16 protein-coding genes are annotated in these 16,491 nt (G+C 57.1%); 9 read left to right on the top strand and 7 right to left on the bottom strand.

Annotation, left to right across the window (positions count from 1 at the left end; all coding sequences use genetic code 11):
- The first annotated feature begins 237 nt into the window (after window positions 1–237).
- The 3 genes from SP99_RS16550 to SP99_RS16540 are packed head-to-tail and all read left to right on the top strand — an operon-like array spanning window position 238 to window position 3,148.
- Window positions 238–1,782, top strand: a complete 1,545-nt coding sequence (locus tag SP99_RS16550) for a peptide MFS transporter (RefSeq protein ID WP_047959226.1) — start codon at window positions 238–240, stop codon at window positions 1,780–1,782.
- A 59-nt stretch (window positions 1,783–1,841) separates the two neighbouring features.
- Window positions 1,842–2,876 (top strand): Gfo/Idh/MocA family oxidoreductase, encoded by a 1,035-nt coding sequence (locus SP99_RS16545; protein WP_047959225.1) that lies wholly within the window; start codon window positions 1,842–1,844, stop codon window positions 2,874–2,876.
- 50 nt (window positions 2,877–2,926) lie between these two features.
- Window positions 2,927–3,148: a zinc ribbon domain-containing protein gene (locus tag SP99_RS16540; protein ID WP_025757697.1), complete on the top strand. Its 222-nt coding sequence runs from the start codon at window positions 2,927–2,929 to the stop codon at window positions 3,146–3,148.
- On the opposite strand, the gene SP99_RS16535 is transcribed toward SP99_RS16540, so the two are convergent.
- From SP99_RS16535 to xseA, 3 genes are all read right to left on the bottom strand, one after another.
- Window positions 3,145–3,495 (bottom strand): protealysin inhibitor emfourin, encoded by a 351-nt coding sequence (locus SP99_RS16535; RefSeq protein WP_025757698.1) that lies wholly within the window; start codon window positions 3,493–3,495, stop codon window positions 3,145–3,147. The genes SP99_RS16540 and SP99_RS16535 overlap by 4 nt on opposite strands.
- Window positions 3,496–4,515 (bottom strand): M4 family metallopeptidase, encoded by a 1,020-nt coding sequence (locus SP99_RS16530; RefSeq protein WP_025757699.1) that lies wholly within the window; start codon window positions 4,513–4,515, stop codon window positions 3,496–3,498.
- A gap of 72 nt (window positions 4,516–4,587) precedes the next feature.
- Complete coding sequence (gene xseA, locus SP99_RS16525; protein WP_045284582.1) at window positions 4,588–5,961, bottom strand: exodeoxyribonuclease VII large subunit; 1,374 nt, start codon at window positions 5,959–5,961, stop codon at window positions 4,588–4,590.
- Between the two features lie 159 nt (window positions 5,962–6,120).
- On the opposite strand from xseA, the gene guaB reads away from it, so the two are divergent.
- The 6 genes from guaB (at window position 6,121) to repC (ending at window position 13,041) form a co-directional block, all read left to right on the top strand.
- Window positions 6,121–7,587 carry an IMP dehydrogenase gene (gene guaB / locus SP99_RS16520; protein WP_047959224.1) on the top strand — a complete coding sequence of 489 codons (1,467 nt, stop codon included), beginning with the start codon at window positions 6,121–6,123 and terminating at the stop codon, window positions 7,585–7,587.
- Between the two features lie 67 nt (window positions 7,588–7,654).
- Window positions 7,655–9,232 carry a glutamine-hydrolyzing GMP synthase gene (gene guaA / locus SP99_RS16515; RefSeq protein ID WP_023294284.1) on the top strand — a complete coding sequence of 526 codons (1,578 nt, stop codon included), beginning with the start codon at window positions 7,655–7,657 and terminating at the stop codon, window positions 9,230–9,232.
- A 329-nt stretch (window positions 9,233–9,561) separates the two neighbouring features.
- Window positions 9,562–10,770, top strand: coding sequence for a tyrosine-type recombinase/integrase (locus SP99_RS16510; RefSeq protein WP_047959223.1), 1,209 nt, complete (start codon window positions 9,562–9,564; stop codon window positions 10,768–10,770).
- 284 nt (window positions 10,771–11,054) lie between these two features.
- Entirely contained in the window at window positions 11,055–11,285 is a 231-nt protein-coding gene (locus SP99_RS16505) for a helix-turn-helix transcriptional regulator (RefSeq protein ID WP_010370213.1), read from the top strand.
- Between the two features lie 3 nt (window positions 11,286–11,288).
- Window positions 11,289–12,155 (top strand): helicase RepA family protein, encoded by an 867-nt coding sequence (locus tag SP99_RS16500; RefSeq protein WP_017123059.1) that lies wholly within the window; start codon window positions 11,289–11,291, stop codon window positions 12,153–12,155.
- On the top strand, window positions 12,142–13,041 hold the full coding sequence (repC, locus tag SP99_RS16495) for a replication protein C, IncQ-type (protein WP_041930863.1): 900 nt from the start codon (window positions 12,142–12,144) through the stop codon (window positions 13,039–13,041). The genes SP99_RS16500 and repC overlap by 14 nt, the downstream gene beginning before the upstream one ends.
- 387 nt (window positions 13,042–13,428) lie before the next feature.
- Here the strand turns inward: repC and SP99_RS16490 are convergent, their stop codons facing one another.
- The 4 genes from SP99_RS16490 to trbJ are packed head-to-tail and all read right to left on the bottom strand — an operon-like array spanning window position 13,429 to window position 16,323.
- A complete protein-coding gene (locus tag SP99_RS16490) occupies window positions 13,429–13,749 on the bottom strand; it encodes a hypothetical protein (protein WP_010370221.1) in 321 nt (106 codons plus the stop codon).
- Between the two features lie 5 nt (window positions 13,750–13,754).
- Complete coding sequence (gene trbL, locus SP99_RS16485) at window positions 13,755–15,335, bottom strand: P-type conjugative transfer protein TrbL (protein ID WP_010370224.1); 1,581 nt, start codon at window positions 15,333–15,335, stop codon at window positions 13,755–13,757.
- A gap of 2 nt (window positions 15,336–15,337) precedes the next feature.
- A complete protein-coding gene (locus SP99_RS16480) occupies window positions 15,338–15,526 on the bottom strand; it encodes a hypothetical protein (RefSeq protein WP_047959222.1) in 189 nt (62 codons plus the stop codon).
- A gap of 2 nt (window positions 15,527–15,528) precedes the next feature.
- Window positions 15,529–16,323, bottom strand: coding sequence for a P-type conjugative transfer protein TrbJ (gene trbJ / locus SP99_RS16475; RefSeq protein WP_047959221.1), 795 nt, complete (start codon window positions 16,321–16,323; stop codon window positions 15,529–15,531).
- Window positions 16,324–16,491: the final 168 nt, after the last annotated feature.

Below are 16,491 nucleotides of genomic sequence, written 5' to 3'. Positions count from 1 at the left end.
GGTTTTCTCTGTGTGATGTCAATCACTATTCACTTTTAACCATGTTTAAATCTAAGAAAGTAGACAATCGTCGAATTTTCATCTTAAAGTCCAGGGTCCGGTACTAGACAAAACTAGCGCCTGGTTATCAAATGGTTAACCAACTTTTCGCCACAGGTAAAAAATCGGCCAGATACGTAACTGGCTGGCGTACCTGCTGGTGTTTACAAGCACGACGACATACCTTTCGGGAGAATTATGCAATCCTCTGTTAATCAAAAAGAGAGCCGAACGTTCTTCGGCCATCCGTATCCCCTCGGCTCGCTATTTTTCACCGAGATGTGGGAACGTTTCTCGTTTTACGGCATTCGTCCGTTACTGATTCTGTTTATGGCCGCCACCGTCTATGACGGCGGGATGGGGCTGGCGCGTGAAAATGCCTCGGCGATTGTCGGGATCTTTGCCGGCACCATGTATCTGGCCGCGCTGCCGGGGGGCTGGCTGGCCGATAACTGGCTCGGCCAGCAGAGAGCCGTCTGGTACGGTTCAATTCTGATTGCGCTCGGTCACCTGTCGATTGCGCTGTCGGCCATCATGGGCGATAACCTGTTCTTTATCGGCCTGATGTTCATCGTTCTCGGCTCCGGCTTGTTCAAAACCTGTATTTCGGTGATGGTCGGTACCCTGTATAAAAAAGGCGACGCGCGTCGTGACGGCGGCTTCTCGCTGTTCTATATGGGCATCAACATGGGTTCGTTCATCGCGCCGCTGATTTCCGGCTGGCTGATCAAAACCCACGGCTGGCACTGGGGCTTTGGCATTGGCGGTATCGGGATGCTGGTCGCGCTGATTATCTTCCGCGTATTTGCCGTTCCGGCAATGAAACGCTATGACAGCGAAGTCGGCCTGGACTCTACCTGGAACAGCCCGGTCGTGAAACGTAACGGCGTAGGTGCCTGGCTGCTGGCCCTGGCGGTAGGTGTTGCGGTTCTCGTGACGCTGATTGCGCAAGGCGTGATTGTGATTAACCCGGTTGCGGTAGCCAGCGTGCTGGTTTACGTCATCGCGGCATCCGTTGCCCTCTATTTTATTTATCTGTTTGTTTTTGCGGGCCTGAACCGCAAAGAGCGCGCCAGGCTGCTGGTCTGCTTTATCCTGCTGATCTCGGCCGCGTTCTTCTGGTCCGCGTTTGAACAGAAGCCAACTTCGTTCAACCTGTTCGCCAACGACTACACTAACCGCATGATCGGTGATTTTGAAATTCCGGCGGTGTGGTTCCAGTCGATCAACGCCCTGTTCATTATTCTGCTGGCACCGGTGTTCAGCTGGGCATGGCCGAAGCTGGCGAGTATGAACATTCGCCCGGGCAGTATCACCAAGTTTGTCATCGGCATTCTGTGTGCCGCGGCGGGCTTTGGCCTGATGATGCTGGCGGCCGAAAACGTGCTGAGCAGCGGCGGGGCGGGCGTGTCGCCGTTCTGGCTGGTGGGCAGCATTCTGATGCTGACGCTGGGTGAGCTCTGCCTGAGCCCGATTGGTCTGGCGACCATGACGCTGCTGGCGCCGGAAAGAATGCGCGGCCAGATGATGGGGCTGTGGTTCTGCGCGAGTGCGCTGGGTAACCTGGCGGCGGGCCTGATTGGCGGCCACGTGAAGGCCGACCAGCTGGATATGCTGCCGGACCTGTTCGCGCGCTGCTCCATCGCGCTGCTGATTTGTGCCGCGGTACTGATCGTCCTCATTGTTCCGGTGCGCCGCATGCTGGAAAATGCGCAGACTAAACCGGCTGCTAGCGCCTCATAACACCTCAGCGTGCCGGGGCAGGCGTTACGCCCCGGCACGCTATTCCCTGAGGTGAAACTATGCAGTTAGGATTTGTTGGTCTTGGCGCGGTCGTGGAAACCGCATATCTCCCCGCGTTGCGTCACCTTTTTGGTCACCCGGTTTGCTGTTTTGGGTTTGATGTTCTCCCCACAAAGCACCCTGAAGGCGTCACGCGCTGCTCCTCGCTTGCGGAGCTTCTTGCCGCACCGCTTGATATTCTGTTTATCACCACCGCGTCGCTACACCACCTTGAGGTGCTGGAGCAGGCCATTGCCTCGCCCGTTGCGCGGATTGTGGTTGAAAAACCGATTGTCGCCACGCTTTCACAAATCGAAAAGCTCAACGCGCTGCTGGCACGCCCCGGCGTGGCGCCCCGCGTGCTGGCGCTCGACCACTGGATGGCGCGCCTCGAAACGGTGAAACGGTCGCTGGTAAGCAGCGTCTCTGACATCGTCAAAATCGACGGCTTTTTAGAGGAGCCGAGCGGGTGTAACGCCGCAGGCGAACCCATCGCGCTTAACTTTGCCACCGGCGAGCCGGATACCCGCACGTTTCGCCACCCTGACGGCGTGATCCTGGATATTGGTACACATGTGCTGGCGATGCTGCGAGAAACCGTGCGCTATCTGGGCGGCAATGACGATATGAAACTGCGGGTCGTCACGGCTAAAGATCGCCTGGGTCGCGCTATCACAAAAGGAGACCTGACCACGGCGGAAGGCGAGGCGCATCTTCAGGGGCGTATCAGCGGCGTGCCGGTGGATATCTGGCTTAACAAATATGCGGGACCGGCGGGCGGGAAAAAGGGGATACGCCTCTGCCTGCGCGACGGGCGCATTATCAGTCATGACCGGCGCGGCAGTGAAGATGTGCTGGAGGTGATCGATGGCGAGACGCGTCAATGCTGGACAATTCCCGGCACGATCTACGAACACTGCCTTGCAGAACAGATCCTGGGCACCAGAAGCCTGTTTGAGCGGGATCCGCACGAGGTGAGCCGCACGACGCGCCGCAGGATAGCGGAAGTGCAACTGCTGCTGGCATTACAGCAACAGCTGCGTGGCCCGCACTGACCGCGACGTGGTAAAATCACCTCAGACCTCAACGCTTTGAAGGAGTCACCATGACGATTACCTGCCCGGATTGCCAGGCACCGCTTGAGCCGCAGAATGGGGTAGCGCACTGCGCGAGCTGTGATAAGGATATTGCGCTCGAAGCCCGCTGCCCGGAGTGCCATCAGCCACTCCAGGTCTTAAAAGCCTGCGGGGCGGTGGACTATTTCTGCCAGAACGGCCACGGTCTTATCTCTAAAAAACGCGTGGAGTTTGTTCGGGCCGAAGGTTAATCACACACGCAGCCTTCGCCTTTCTTCCACAGCTCGACCAGCGACTCGGGCGCTTCCTGCTCCGGCACCAGCACGATGATATCGGTGTAGTGCGCCTGATTTTGACCGGTCCAGATAATCTGGATGCGGAAATAGCGCTGGTCACCGCTGCCGGGTGACGAGGCCTGTCCCGGCGGCTGGCCGCGCGGAAAGGCCTGCTCAAGGATGCTCACCAGACGCTGGCGCTGGGCCTCGTTGAGGGACGAAAGCGCGATGGTACGCTGGCCGCTTAGCTTAGGAATAAAAGCGACGCCGCCTTCCCGGGCCAGCTCAACCACGGCGTCATCCGTCAGTTCCGGAACCTGCATTTACAGCACTCCCACCTGTTCCCAGGCTTGTTTTATGGCCGCCCCAACATCGCTACCGGAGCGTTTCTCTCCGTGCGCTATCGTCAGTTTTGCGAAGGCCTCAAAATCCGCATCCTGCGCCAGATTACGATCGCAAACTGTGTCGTACCAGGCATAACCCGCTTTTTCCCAGGCGTAGCCGCCGATCGCCGTCGCGGCCAGGTAAAACGCCCGGTTGGGGATGCCGGAGTTCAGGTGCACGCCGCCGTTATCCTCACGCGTTTTGATGAAATCTTTCATGTGAGCGGGCTGCGGGTCTTTGCCGAGCAGTGGATCGTCGTAGGCGGTGCCCGGTTCAGACATCGAGCGCAGCCCTTTGCCGTTGATACCTTTTGCCAGCAGTCCTTCGCCAATCAGCCAGTCTGCTTTATCGGCGGTTTGCTTCAGATGGTACTGTTTAACCAGCGAACCAAACACGTCTGACAGCGACTCGTTCAGCGCACCCGACTGTTCAAAATAGATAAGCCCGGCTTCGGTCTCGGTGACGCCGTGGCTCAGCTCGTGCGCTACCACGTCAATGGCGATGGTAAAGCGGTTAAAGATTTCCCCGTCCCCATCGCCAAAGACCATCTGCTGGCCGTTCCAGAAGGCGTTCTGATATTCCCGGCCGTAATGCACGGTGCCGGTTAAAATAAGCCCTTTATTATCGAGCGAATCACGCTGATATTCTTTCCAGAAGAAATCATGGGTGATACCCAGATAATCGTAGGCTTCATCGACAGCCACATCGCCGTTCGACGGCTGACCTTCATAACGCACCTGCGTACCCGGTAGCTCCTGGGTCTGCTTCGCATCGTAGATATCACGCTCAAGCTGTCCGGCTTTGCTCACGTGCGGTGCGGCAGGTTTGCCGGGCATGTGCGCCATCAGCGTCTGGACATGGGTCAGGGTCTGGCGGGCACAGCGCTGCTGCGGCTCGGAACCGCTTTCGATAATGCGACGAAGAATATAGGGAGGAATGACACTGTAAAGATGGGACATGCTGCTCTCCTTAGTTCTGGCAAGGCCGAATAAAAGGGAATAGCAGCAGTATAGTTTCTAACCGGCGAAGAATTATCCGGTTTTTCGCTGACGCGGCTTTTTCGCCGGTTTAATTGATTTCACTTCGCTTTCGACCCAGCCGTCCGACAGGCGGGTGGTCAGCACATCGCCGGCGCTCACCTGTTTGGTTTGCTTGAGCACTTTGCCGTCCGTCGCCGTCGTCACGCTGTAGCCGCGCGCCAGCGTGGAGAGGGGGCTGACCGCTTCAAGATGGGTCACCGCATTGCCGAAACGTTCGCGGGTGGTGCTCAGACGCGCGCGAACAGTCTCCGCCAGACGATACTCCAGCTGTTGAATCCGCGTTTGCGCGCGGTAAATTTTCGGCTGCGGGTTCTGCTGGTTAAGGCGCTGCGTCACGCGCTGCTGGCGCGAGACCGCGCGCTTAAGCTGACTATCCAGCGCGAAGTTCATGCGCTGGCGCAGGCGCTCCAGTACGGTTTGCTGACGCGCCAGACGCAGCTGCGGATGTTGCTGCTGAAGACGGTGATGAAGCTGGGTAAAGCGACGGGTGCGGTTGGCGAGGAAGTAGTCCATCGCCATCTCCAGACGCTGCTGGCCGTTCTGAAGCTGACGCAGCAGCTCCAGCTGGTTGCGGCTCACCACTTCCGCCGCCGCGGATGGCGTAGGCGCACGTAAATCCGCGACAAAATCGGCGATCGTGACGTCGGTTTCGTGGCCGACTGCGCTCACAACAGGGATCTGGCTTGCAAAGATTGCCCGCGCCACGCGCTCGTCGTTAAAGCTCCACAGGTCTTCCAGCGAGCCGCCGCCGCGTCCGACGATTAAGACGTCGCACTCCTGACGGGCGTTCGCCAGTTCAATGGCGCGCACAATCTGGCCCGGCGCATCGTCACCCTGAACGGCGGTCGGGTAAATGATGACGGGCAGGGAAGGGTCGCGACGCTTGAGCACGTGCAAAATATCGTGCAGTGCCGCACCGGTTTTTGAGGTGATAACCCCCACGCAGTGAGCCGGTGAGGGCAGGGGCTTTTTGAACTGCTGGTCGAACAGACCCTCTGCCGTCAGTTTCGCTTTTAACTGTTCATACTTCTGCTGCAGCAGACCTTCGCCCGCAGGCTGCATGCTCTCGACGATAATCTGATAATCACCGCGCGGTTCATACAGGGTGATATTGGCGCGTACCAGCACCTGCTGGCCGTGCTGAGGACGAAACGTGACGCGGCGGTTGCTGTTGCGAAACATCGCGCAGCGCACCTGGGCGGTATCGTCTTTTAGCGTAAAGTACCAGTGGCCGGAGGAGGGCTGCGTGAAGTTAGAGATTTCACCGCTGATCCAGACCTGCCCCATTTCCTGCTCAAGCAGCAAACGCACCGTCTGATTCAGGCGGCTGACAGTAAAAATTGAGGGGGATTGCGAGGATAACATGTGAGCGGGATCAAATTCTAAATCAGCAAGTTATTCAGTCGATAGTAACCTGCTGAGAGGGGAGTGCAAGGTTTTTTTATAAAAAAGTGTGGATGCAATCGGTTACGCTCTGTATAATGCCACGGCAATATTTAACCACCCAGGTCAGAGATATTGCCCATGCTACGTATCGCTAAAGAAGCACTGACGTTTGACGACGTCCTCCTCGTTCCCGCTCACTCCACCGTTCTGCCGAATACTGCCGATCTCAGCACGCAGTTGACGAAAACCATTCGCCTGAACATTCCTATGCTCTCTGCGGCAATGGACACCGTGACTGAAGCGCGCCTGGCTATTGCCCTGGCACAGGAAGGTGGCATCGGCTTTATTCACAAAAACATGTCTATCGAGCGTCAGGCGGAAGAAGTTCGCCGCGTGAAGAAACATGAATCCGGTATCGTGTCTGACCCGCAGACCGTACTGCCGACCACCACCCTGCACGAAGTGAAAGCCCTGACCGAACGTAACGGTTTCGCCGGTTACCCGGTTGTGACCGAAGCGAACGAGCTGGTGGGCATCATCACCGGTCGTGACGTGCGTTTCGTGACTGACCTGAACCAGCCTGTCAGCGTGTACATGACGCCGAAAGAGCGTCTGGTCACCGTACGCGAAGGTGAAGCCCGTGACGTGGTCTTCGCAAAAATGCATGAAAAACGCGTTGAGAAAGCGCTGGTGGTGGATGCGAACTTCCACCTGCGCGGCATGATCACCGTTAAAGACTTCCAGAAAGCAGAACGTAAACCTAACGCCTGTAAAGACGAACATGGCCGTCTGCGCGTCGGGGCTGCGGTTGGCGCCGGTGCAGGTAACGAAGAGCGCGTTGACGCGCTGGTTGCCGCAGGCGTTGACGTGCTGCTGATTGACTCCTCGCACGGCCACTCCGAAGGCGTGCTGCAGCGTATTCGTGATACCCGTGCTAAATACCCTGATCTGCAGATCATCGGCGGTAACGTGGCAACGGGCGCAGGCGCTCGCGCGCTGGCTGAAGCTGGCTGCAGCGCGGTGAAAGTAGGTATCGGCCCTGGTTCTATCTGTACCACCCGTATCGTCACCGGCGTGGGCGTTCCACAGATCACCGCCGTCTCTGACGCGGTAGAAGCGCTGGAAGGCACCGGTATTCCGGTAATCGCTGACGGCGGTATCCGCTTCTCTGGCGATATCGCGAAAGCCATCGCCGCGGGTGCTTCCGCCGTGATGGTGGGCTCCATGCTGGCCGGTACCGAAGAATCCCCGGGCGAAATCGAACTCTACCAGGGCCGTTCTTACAAATCTTACCGCGGTATGGGCTCCCTGGGCGCGATGTCCAAAGGTTCCTCTGACCGTTACTTCCAGACCGATAACGCCGCAGACAAACTGGTGCCGGAAGGTATTGAAGGTCGCGTAGCGTATAAAGGCCGTCTGAAAGAGATCATTCACCAGCAGATGGGCGGCCTGCGCTCCTGTATGGGCCTGACCGGCTGTGGTACCATTGACGAGCTGCGTACTAAAGCGGAATTCGTACGCATCAGCGGTGCGGGTATCCAGGAGAGCCACGTTCACGACGTGACGATCACCAAAGAGTCCCCGAACTACCGTCTGGGCTCCTGATAAGTTTCCGCGCCCGGCTTCTGCCGGGCGCTCTGTTTTTGTTTCACTTGCCTCGGAATTAGCGTCAATGACGGAAAACATTCATAAACATCGCATTCTCATCCTGGACTTCGGTTCTCAGTACACTCAGCTGGTGGCGCGTCGCGTACGTGAACTGGGCGTTTACTGTGAGCTGTGGGCGTGGGATGTCACGGAAGCACAGATTCGCGAATTCAATCCAAGCGGCATCATCCTGTCCGGCGGCCCGGAAAGCACGACCGAAGAGAACAGCCCGCGCGCGCCGCAGTACGTGTTCGAAGCTGGCGTGCCGGTATTCGGCGTCTGCTACGGCATGCAGACCATGGCAATGCAGCTGGGCGGCCACGTAGAAGGTTCTAACGAGCGTGAGTTCGGCTATGCGCAGGTAGAAGTGGTAACCGACAGCGCGCTGGTGCGCGGTATCGAAGACTCCCTGACCGCAGACGGTAAACCGCTGCTGGACGTGTGGATGAGCCACGGCGACAAAGTCACCGCCATCCCGTCTGACTTCGTGACCGTTGCCAGCACCGAAAGCTGCCCGTTCGCCATCATGGCAAACGAAGAAAAACGCTTCTACGGCGTGCAGTTCCACCCGGAAGTGACCCACACTCGCCAGGGTATGCGCATGCTGGAGCGCTTCGTGCGTGACATCTGCCAGTGTGAAGCCCTGTGGACCCCGGCTAAAATCATCGACGACGCCGTTGAGCGTATCCGCCAGCAGGTTGGCGATGACAAAGTGATCCTCGGCCTCTCCGGCGGCGTGGACTCCTCCGTGACCGCGATGCTGCTGCACCGCGCCATCGGCAAAAACCTGACCTGCGTTTTCGTGGACAACGGCCTGCTGCGTCTGAACGAAGCTAAGCAGGTGATGGACATGTTCGGCGACCACTTTGGTCTGAACATCGTTCACGTGGAAGGCGAGCAGCGCTTCCTGGACGCGCTGAAAGGCGAGAACGATCCGGAAGCCAAGCGCAAGATCATCGGCCGCGTCTTCGTGGAAGTGTTCGACGAAGAAGCGCTGAAGCTGGACGACGTGAAGTGGCTGGCGCAGGGTACCATCTACCCTGACGTGATTGAATCTGCCGCCTCCGCTACCGGTAAAGCACACGTCATCAAATCTCACCACAACGTGGGCGGCCTGCCGAAAGAGATGAAAATGGGTCTGGTTGAGCCGCTGCGCGAGCTGTTCAAAGACGAAGTGCGTAAGATCGGTCTGGAACTGGGTCTGCCGTACGACATGCTCTACCGTCACCCGTTCCCGGGCCCGGGTCTTGGCGTGCGCGTGCTGGGCGAAGTGAAGAAAGAGTACTGCGACCTGCTGCGTCGCGCAGACGCAATCTTCATCGAAGAGCTGCACAAAGCTGACCTGTACAACAAAGTGAGCCAGGCGTTCACCGTGTTCCTGCCGGTTCGCTCCGTCGGCGTAATGGGCGACGGCCGCAAGTACGACTGGGTTGTTTCCCTGCGTGCGGTGGAAACCATCGACTTCATGACCGCGCACTGGGCGCACCTGCCGTATGACTTCTTAGGCCGCGTGTCTAACCGCATCATCAACGAAGTGAACGGTATTTCCCGCGTGGTGTATGACATCAGCGGTAAGCCACCGGCTACGATTGAGTGGGAATGATGTGGGAGTGATCCTGTATCCGGCATAGACCGGCACTAAAGAGCATTAACTCCCCTCTAAGCCCGCGTAATTGCGGGCTTTTTCATTTCGAGGCTCATTCCGAGCTTGCACTATCTGGCAAATTTTCGCATCGCCAAGCACCCCGTTCCTATGGCACGATGGATGGTACGATTTGAAACTGATGCCATGTTCGGTACTCGATACCATGCCGCCTTTGATTGAGTGTTCATGGTATTGAATAGATTTAACTCATTGTCCTTAAAGGGTTTTTTGCGAGGATTTGTGGGATTTTTGAGCATGGTATTTTTAAGAGGAAACCCAACCCGACCATGCTGACTGATACCAAGCTGCGCAACCTCAAGCCAAAGGACAAGCTCTATAAAGTGAATGACCGTGACGGCCTCTACGTGGCCATCACGCCTGCGGGTTCCATTTCATTCCGGTACAACTACTCAATCCACGGCAGGCAGGAGACCATCACTTTCGGCCGTTACGGCGTCGGAGGGATCACGCTGGCGGAAGCTCGCGAACGGCTGGGCGAAGCCAAGAAGATGATCGCCGCAGGGAAATCTCCAGCCAAGGAGAAGGCGCGGGACAAAGCCCGCGTCAAGGATGCTGAGACATTCGGCGCTTGGGCCGAAAAGTGGTTGCGCGGCTACCAGATGGCCGAGTCCACCCGGGATATGCGCCGCTCGGTCTACGAGCGCGAGCTAAAGCCCAAATTTGGTAACCACAAGTTAGCCGAGATTACCCACGAAGACCTGCGAGCGCTGACCGATGCCATCGTGGAGAGAGGCGCACCGGCAACGGCAGTGCATACAAGAGAGATTGTCTTGCAGGTCTACCGCTGGGCTATCGAACGCGGCCAGAAGGTCGAGAACCCGGCCGATTTGGTGCGTCCCACGACCATCGCAAAGTTCGAGCCGCGAGATCGAGCGCTGACACCCGATGAAATCGGCTTGATGTACCAGTACATGGAACGCATTGGCACTACGCCTTCCATCCGAGCAGCCGCCAAGCTGCTGTTGCTGACGATGGTGCGCAAGAGCGAGCTGACCAACGCAACGTGGAGCGAAATAAATTTCACTGAGGCACTCTGGACGATCCCCAAGGAGCGGATGAAGCGTCGCAATTCCCATTTGGTGTTCCTATCTAAGCAGGCACTGGACATTTTCATTGCCCTGAAAACCTTCGCGGGCGGCTCGGAGTACGTACTGCCATCTCGCTATGACTCGGACTTGCCGATGAGTAGCGCCACGCTCAATCAGGTGCTAACGCTGACCTATCGTCTGGCTCAAAAGGAAGGGGTGTCTCTTGGCAAGTTCGGCCCGCACGACTTGCGGCGCACAGCCAGCACACTGCTGCATGAGGCGGGCTATAACACTGACTGGATCGAGAAGTGTCTTGCGCACGAACAGAAGGGTGTTCGAGCCGTCTACAACAAGGCCGAGTACCGCGATCAGCGCCGGGCAATGCTCCAGGACTGGGCGGACATGATTGATGAGTGGACGATCAGGAAGCCCCGCCTCAAGGACTGATTCGGAGCCTTGAGACCTGAATTTTTGTCGCGAAATGCCCACTCCGGTGGGCTTTTTTTTGTCCCGAAATAGACTTTTTTGGGACGCTTTTTCTCTCCTAAATCTCCTTAAAAAACTTTCGGAAAAACAAGCGATTGGGTGATTATCGCTGTCCCGAAACTACACGTTTGCGAGACGACTAACTCATTGATTTTCAAGGAAAAATTAGGATAATAGTGCTGGAACTTACCGGCATTGTGTAGCAATAATTAAACCTCGGACGATGAGAAAACGAGGTATTCGGTATGGAAAGACAATTAAGGAAATCGAGTAAAGTTCTCATAAGCAAAAAGCAACTACTGGAGATGATTCCACTGTGCGAGCGCACGATCTACAACTTTGAAAAGCAGGGAAAATTCCCTCTGCGCATCGCACTTAGCAGTCGAAAGGTCGTGTGGGATTTAGCTGAGGTCGAGGCATGGATTGATGCATGCAAACATTCCGGCTCGGCCCCTCGTCCCGGAATGGGGGCCTGAATTGTGGCGATTGACTTACGGGCAGCGTTCGAGAACGAACCGCCCGCACTAGACTTTATTTGGCCGGGCTTTCTTGCTGGGACGGTAGGCGCGTTGGTGGCTCCCGGAGCCACGGGTAAGAGCTTCTGGGCGCTGGAAGCGGCAATGGCCATCGCGTGCAGCGCTGCCGGTGGCGATCTTGTAGGCCTTGCCCCCGCGTGCACTGGCCGCGTGGTCTATTTCGCTGGAGAAGACCCGGAAGTCGCACTGGTGCGCCGTATTCATGCCATCGGTCAGCACCTGAATCAGCAGGCCCGTGAAAACATCGCCGAGAACCTGACAATCAAGCCCGTCATGGGTACGCTCATGAACGTCTTAGATGACGCTCAACGCGCTGCCCTAATCAAATTCTGTTCCGGCGCTCGACTGATCGTACTAGATACACTGAGCCGGATTCATGACCGCGACGAGAACAGCAATGGCGACATGGCCAAGCTTGTCGCCACGCTGGAGCACATTGCAGCGCGTACCGGGGCCTCTGTTCTTTACCTGCATCACGTTAGCAAAGGTAGCGCTCGTGAGGGGCAAACGGATCAACAACAGGCCGCAAGAGGCGCATCCGCCCTAATCGACAATGCCCGCTGGTGCGGCTTCGTCGCAAAGATGACCGAGGACGAGGCCAAGAGCCTAAGCGACCGCGCCTATGACCGTCAGCCCATCGGCAAAGACCGGCGCGGCTTCTTTGTTCGTTTTGGTGTTAGCAAGCAGAATTACGACGCTACTCCGCATGACCAATGGTATCAACGCCGCGACGGCGGCGTTTTGCTGCCGGTGGAGCTATTGGACGCCAAGCAGGACAGCGGAAAGGGGCGTCAGCGTGAGCAAGCATGACTTGACTCACGCCCGGCACGACCCGGTGCATTGTCTAGCACCCGGCCTGTTCCGTAGCCTCAAACGTGGCGAACGAAAGCATAGCAAGCTTGACGTTGCATATGACTACGGCAATGGCAAGCGTATCGAGTTTAGTGGGCCGGAACCGCTTGGGGCTGACGATCTCCGCATCCTGCAAGGATTGGTAGCAATGGCTGGGCCTTCTGGCCTTATGCTTTCTCCCGATCCTCAGACAGAAGCCGGTAGGCAGCTCCGGCTATTTCTCGAACCCAAATGGGAAGCCGTCCAGCAGAATGCGATGGTGGTCAAGGGTAGCTATCGGTCGCTAGCCCGTGAGGTTGGCTATGCGGATATCGACAATACTAGGCCAGTACGCGATTGCATTGAGAGACTCTGGAAAGTCTCTATCATTGCGCAAAACGATAGGAAGCGGCAGGGCTTCCGTTTGCTGTCCGAGTACGCAAGTGATGAGCAGGACGGCAAGCTGTACGTGGCATTGAACCCCCTTATTGCTCGCGCAATCATGGGCGGGCAGCACATCCGCATAGATATGGCCGAAGTTAGGAAACTACGGACCGACCCCGCCCGCTTGATTCACCAACGACTGTGCGGCTGGATTGACCTCGGTAAGTCGGGGCGGATACAGCTAGACACGCTATGCGGCTATGTTTGGCCGGATGAACCGACGAACCCGAATACCGTCAAAAAACGCCGACAGACGGCACGCAAGGCGCTGGCCGAGCTTGCTGCCGTGGGTTGGAGGGTAGGCGAGTATGCTAAGGGCAAATGGGAAATCGGGCGACCCAAGGCATCCGACTGTAACGCTGCTGCCCCCTGTTTAACGGCACCCCACCCCCTGTTTAACAGTACCCAATCCCCTGTTTAACAGTACCCGGCCGGTTTCTGAAATCCCCGCAACGGCGGGCCTTTGCGGGCCCTTCGCAAATTCCATCCAAGATTCTCTAAGAATCTCCAGCATGCGCGCTAAGCGCCGCGCCTTGTTGGCGCAGCTCATCGCTTGCTGGTCTTGGTCGGCCTACGGCCGTTGGGCACCAAAAAGGGAAGTGGGTAGTGCGGCGGGGCTGGTTGAAATTGTTCGAAGGCCGAAGAGGCTCCAGTAGCGCGTGTAGGGGCATGTACCCCTAGAATCGCTCAGAACGCAGCGTCGGGCTTTACAGAGGGTGATGGACGGAGTGAGACAAGTCCGTGCGTATTACTAATGGCAAAGCCCCACGCCAGCACTGAGGCGGGGTTGCGTGGGGCTGGTCAGCGATCACCGCTTGCCGGGACTATCTTGTTTCTGTGCTTCCTGCGCTGCCTGGATGGCCATCAATGCTTGCTGATTCAGCGATGCGTTATTCTTGCTGCCCAGCAAAGGCAGGCGATTCATAGCCTGTGCCCCGGCAAACATGTGATAGGAGGCCGACAAGGCGAGCGGGCTTACTCGAAGCTGCAAGGCCGTGTACTGGCGATCCAACCTATCGAGTTGCGGCCCGTAGCCCTTGCTACGTAGCCATCGACCGAGCGCCCACATACCAATTGCGAACGTCGATGCAAATACTACGAATCCAGCGAACATAAGTACGGCCATCATGGTTATTACTCCAAGTTATCGTTGTTTGAGGCAGTGCCGGGCACATTGAGCGAGGCTAGGCGACTTGTAGCGGGGCTTGCGTCCGAGACTGGACGGATGATGTTAGATTCCGTTTGTGCAGTTTCCCCGCTATCGGCTGGAACGGTCGAGTTGGCGTCAGGCGCAGATGGCGGAGCTCCTGCACCAAGAGACAGAGAGTGTGCATTCTCCATTCCCGGCACTGCCATCGAGGTCATCACGCCGAGCGCCTTTGCGCTAGCGTTGGCCGCTTGGGAAAGGGCGTTACCAGAGCCAACAAGTCCAGCTTTCGGTGTCCCTTGCTGGTTTTTGTCGTCGTTGCCCTGTGCGTCCCTCCCAGCCTGCCTGGTCGCCTGCTGCACGCCACTGCTAGGCTGCTGCGGAGCCGCGCCCGACGATTGAGGGGCGGCACTGCCACCCACGCGGGCACCGGCCGACGAAGCGCTCTGGGCGGCCGCTTGGCCGCCCGTACTCGCAGCGCCGCTAGTTGCCGCTGCTGCTGGCGTACCACCACCGGCAAAACTGGAATTGATCGCAGAAGCCAGACCGCCGCCGCTAATCCCACCTGCACCAGCTACCCCTGCACCAGTGGCGCCGCTAGTACCCGCAGCGCCAAGAGCACCGGCAGCAGCTGGAGTGGCCGCCCCTGCCGTGGCGATGGTGGCAACCGCCGCCGCCGCCCCGGCTGCCCCGGCCACAGCCATCCCACCAATGGCCGAGCCACCGCCCATGGAAGTGCCGCTAATCATGCCGCCGATCAGGTCAGGAATAGTTTTGGTCAGATAGCAGCACACTAAGGCTAAGCCGACCATCGTCATCAATGACGCTTCATCATTTGTATAGGCTGCTAACCATTGCTTAGCAGACTGTACAACTAGGCCGACAATCAAGGTCAATACAAATAGCTTGGCACCAATCGCAACGGTGAAACGCATTGGCGCAATTGCAAAGTCCCGCGTCCATTGCGAGCCACCAAAGCCTAAGAACAGCACGGACGCGTTGATGATTACGTAGGACTCTACGAGCGTTACAAACATAAATGCAGCGATGAAGGCGAAACACGCCAACACAAGGATTGCGCATACAGCGATCAGAAGTCCCTTAGCTGGAGAAAATACCGAAATGCCCTTTACCATTGTGCGGCCAAAATCCAGCGCAACGGCAAGCATATCGCCGGGTTCTAATGCGCGCCCGAGGCCGCTCGCCGATGCTGCTGCATCGCGGAAGCTATCGACAATGGCCGTCGACCACTCTACTGAGTACTTCATAACTGCAAGAAAGAAGCCGATTACCAGCACGAAGCGCAGAAGTTCGCCGACAATCTCACCGAAGTCGGCTTGCTTCATGACCAGAGGCATGAACGTCCAAATAAACTGAATCGAGGCCAGCAGCCAGAACAGTCGGATCGCATACTCATAGAGCTTCGCTGACCACTGGTGCGACTGTTGTAGAACTAGGTCGAGTAGGCCTTGAACCGATGTATCGGCATGTGAAAGGTCGGTTGCGGCCATAGCATCTCCGGCCACGAACAGACTTGCGAAGGCGAGAAAGAACAATAGGCGATCCATAGCTAGTACCCCTTCACGCCGCCACGAGTGTTCGGGCGCGCCTCAAATGACGCATCAGCGTCACGCTTTTGCATTTGTTGCTCTGCCACCGCAGTACATTCACCGTTGCTTTTAAACATGACGGTAACCATGTAACCGGCCAGGGCGGAGCCGGCGCACATCAACGCAATGATCCATTTTGAAATAGTCACTCTCAGTACTCCTTAACGCCGCCGCGTGTGTTTTTGCGGGCTTCAAACTGCTGTTCGGTGGCTTCGCTCGCAGCCTTCCGGTCGCCTTGCTGAGCCATGTAATTGGCCTGCATGTTGATTTGCGTGGCCAGCAGGTCGCGCAGCTTTTGCAATTGCTGCACGTTTTGCCCGGCAATTTCATTGCCCGCCTGAATCGCCTGCATACGACCAACGGCCGACTGCGAACGAGCAACCATGCGGTCTAGCTGGGCATCCTCGGACTCGAAGGTGCTGGTATTGAAGTTCGCCGCTTCCATCGCCGTTTTTACGTTGTCGCGGCCCTGTTGCGACCACTTTTGATAGCGATCCTGCGCCGGGGCCTCTGCCGAATTAGCTGCTTGATTTAGGTAGTATTCGAAGCCCGGAAAAACTGTGTTGAACTGCGAATCCATGTTCTGGATTTGGCGGCCCAACGCCTGCGAGCGGTTGTAGATGTTGACGACGCTTTTCAAGTCAGACGCGATGCTGCTGAACATTGAATCGGGCAACCCTGTGCCTTGCGTGACCATATTTTGGTATTGCTGAATCTGCGTTTGCAATTGCTCGGCGGTGTTCAGCGCTGTGTTGACCTGCTCGGCGTACTCGAACATCTGTTGATAGAACGTCGAGCAGTTAGAGCAGTAGATGGCGTAAGCCGGTACAGGTGTCATGTAGAGACCTACGCCGAAGCCTGTAGTTGCCATTGCCACAGCTAGTGCCGCACCTCGGCGAAATATCCGGGCGGTAAAAGCTGACGTACTTTGCGATTCTTTTTCCATATCGAATACCTCGTTTCGTCGTCGTCCGAGGTTCGATTATTGCCGCATTTCCCGATGACCTCTAGGGTTTGTGGCTTCTTTTTTCAATAGAAACATAGGCTTACTGTTCCCGCAAACGTCGTATTTCGGGACGAAAGTAGACGCTTAAGTACCTGTTTTAAAGTATGT

Origin of the sequence: Enterobacter sp. BIDMC92, from assembly GCF_001030225.1 — a bacterium.
Classification (GTDB): Bacteria; Pseudomonadota; Gammaproteobacteria; order Enterobacterales; family Enterobacteriaceae; genus Enterobacter; species Enterobacter sichuanensis.
This window is presented reverse-complemented; position numbering and strand designations above follow the sequence as displayed.

Coding starts and splice junctions, on each gene's coding strand:
- SP99_RS16530 (WP_025757699.1), bottom strand. CDS start 4,515: ATGTCCCATCTTTACAGTGTCATTCCTCCCTATATTCTTCGTCGCATT.
- SP99_RS16540 (WP_025757697.1), top strand. CDS start 2,927: ATGACGATTACCTGCCCGGATTGCCAGGCACCGCTTGAGCCGCAGAAT.
- SP99_RS16510 (WP_047959223.1), top strand. CDS start 9,562: ATGCTGACTGATACCAAGCTGCGCAACCTCAAGCCAAAGGACAAGCTC.
- SP99_RS16550 (WP_047959226.1), top strand. CDS start 238: ATGCAATCCTCTGTTAATCAAAAAGAGAGCCGAACGTTCTTCGGCCAT.
- SP99_RS16505 (WP_010370213.1), top strand. CDS start 11,055: ATGGAAAGACAATTAAGGAAATCGAGTAAAGTTCTCATAAGCAAAAAG.
- xseA (WP_045284582.1), bottom strand. CDS start 5,961: ATGTTATCCTCGCAATCCCCCTCAATTTTTACTGTCAGCCGCCTGAAT.
- guaA (WP_023294284.1), top strand. CDS start 7,655: ATGACGGAAAACATTCATAAACATCGCATTCTCATCCTGGACTTCGGT.
- SP99_RS16490 (WP_010370221.1), bottom strand. CDS start 13,749: ATGATGGCCGTACTTATGTTCGCTGGATTCGTAGTATTTGCATCGACG.
- SP99_RS16545 (WP_047959225.1), top strand. CDS start 1,842: ATGCAGTTAGGATTTGTTGGTCTTGGCGCGGTCGTGGAAACCGCATAT.
- trbL (WP_010370224.1), bottom strand. CDS start 15,335: ATGGATCGCCTATTGTTCTTTCTCGCCTTCGCAAGTCTGTTCGTGGCC.
- guaB (WP_047959224.1), top strand. CDS start 6,121: ATGCTACGTATCGCTAAAGAAGCACTGACGTTTGACGACGTCCTCCTC.
- SP99_RS16535 (WP_025757698.1), bottom strand. CDS start 3,495: ATGCAGGTTCCGGAACTGACGGATGACGCCGTGGTTGAGCTGGCCCGG.
- trbJ (WP_047959221.1), bottom strand. CDS start 16,323: ATGGAAAAAGAATCGCAAAGTACGTCAGCTTTTACCGCCCGGATATTT.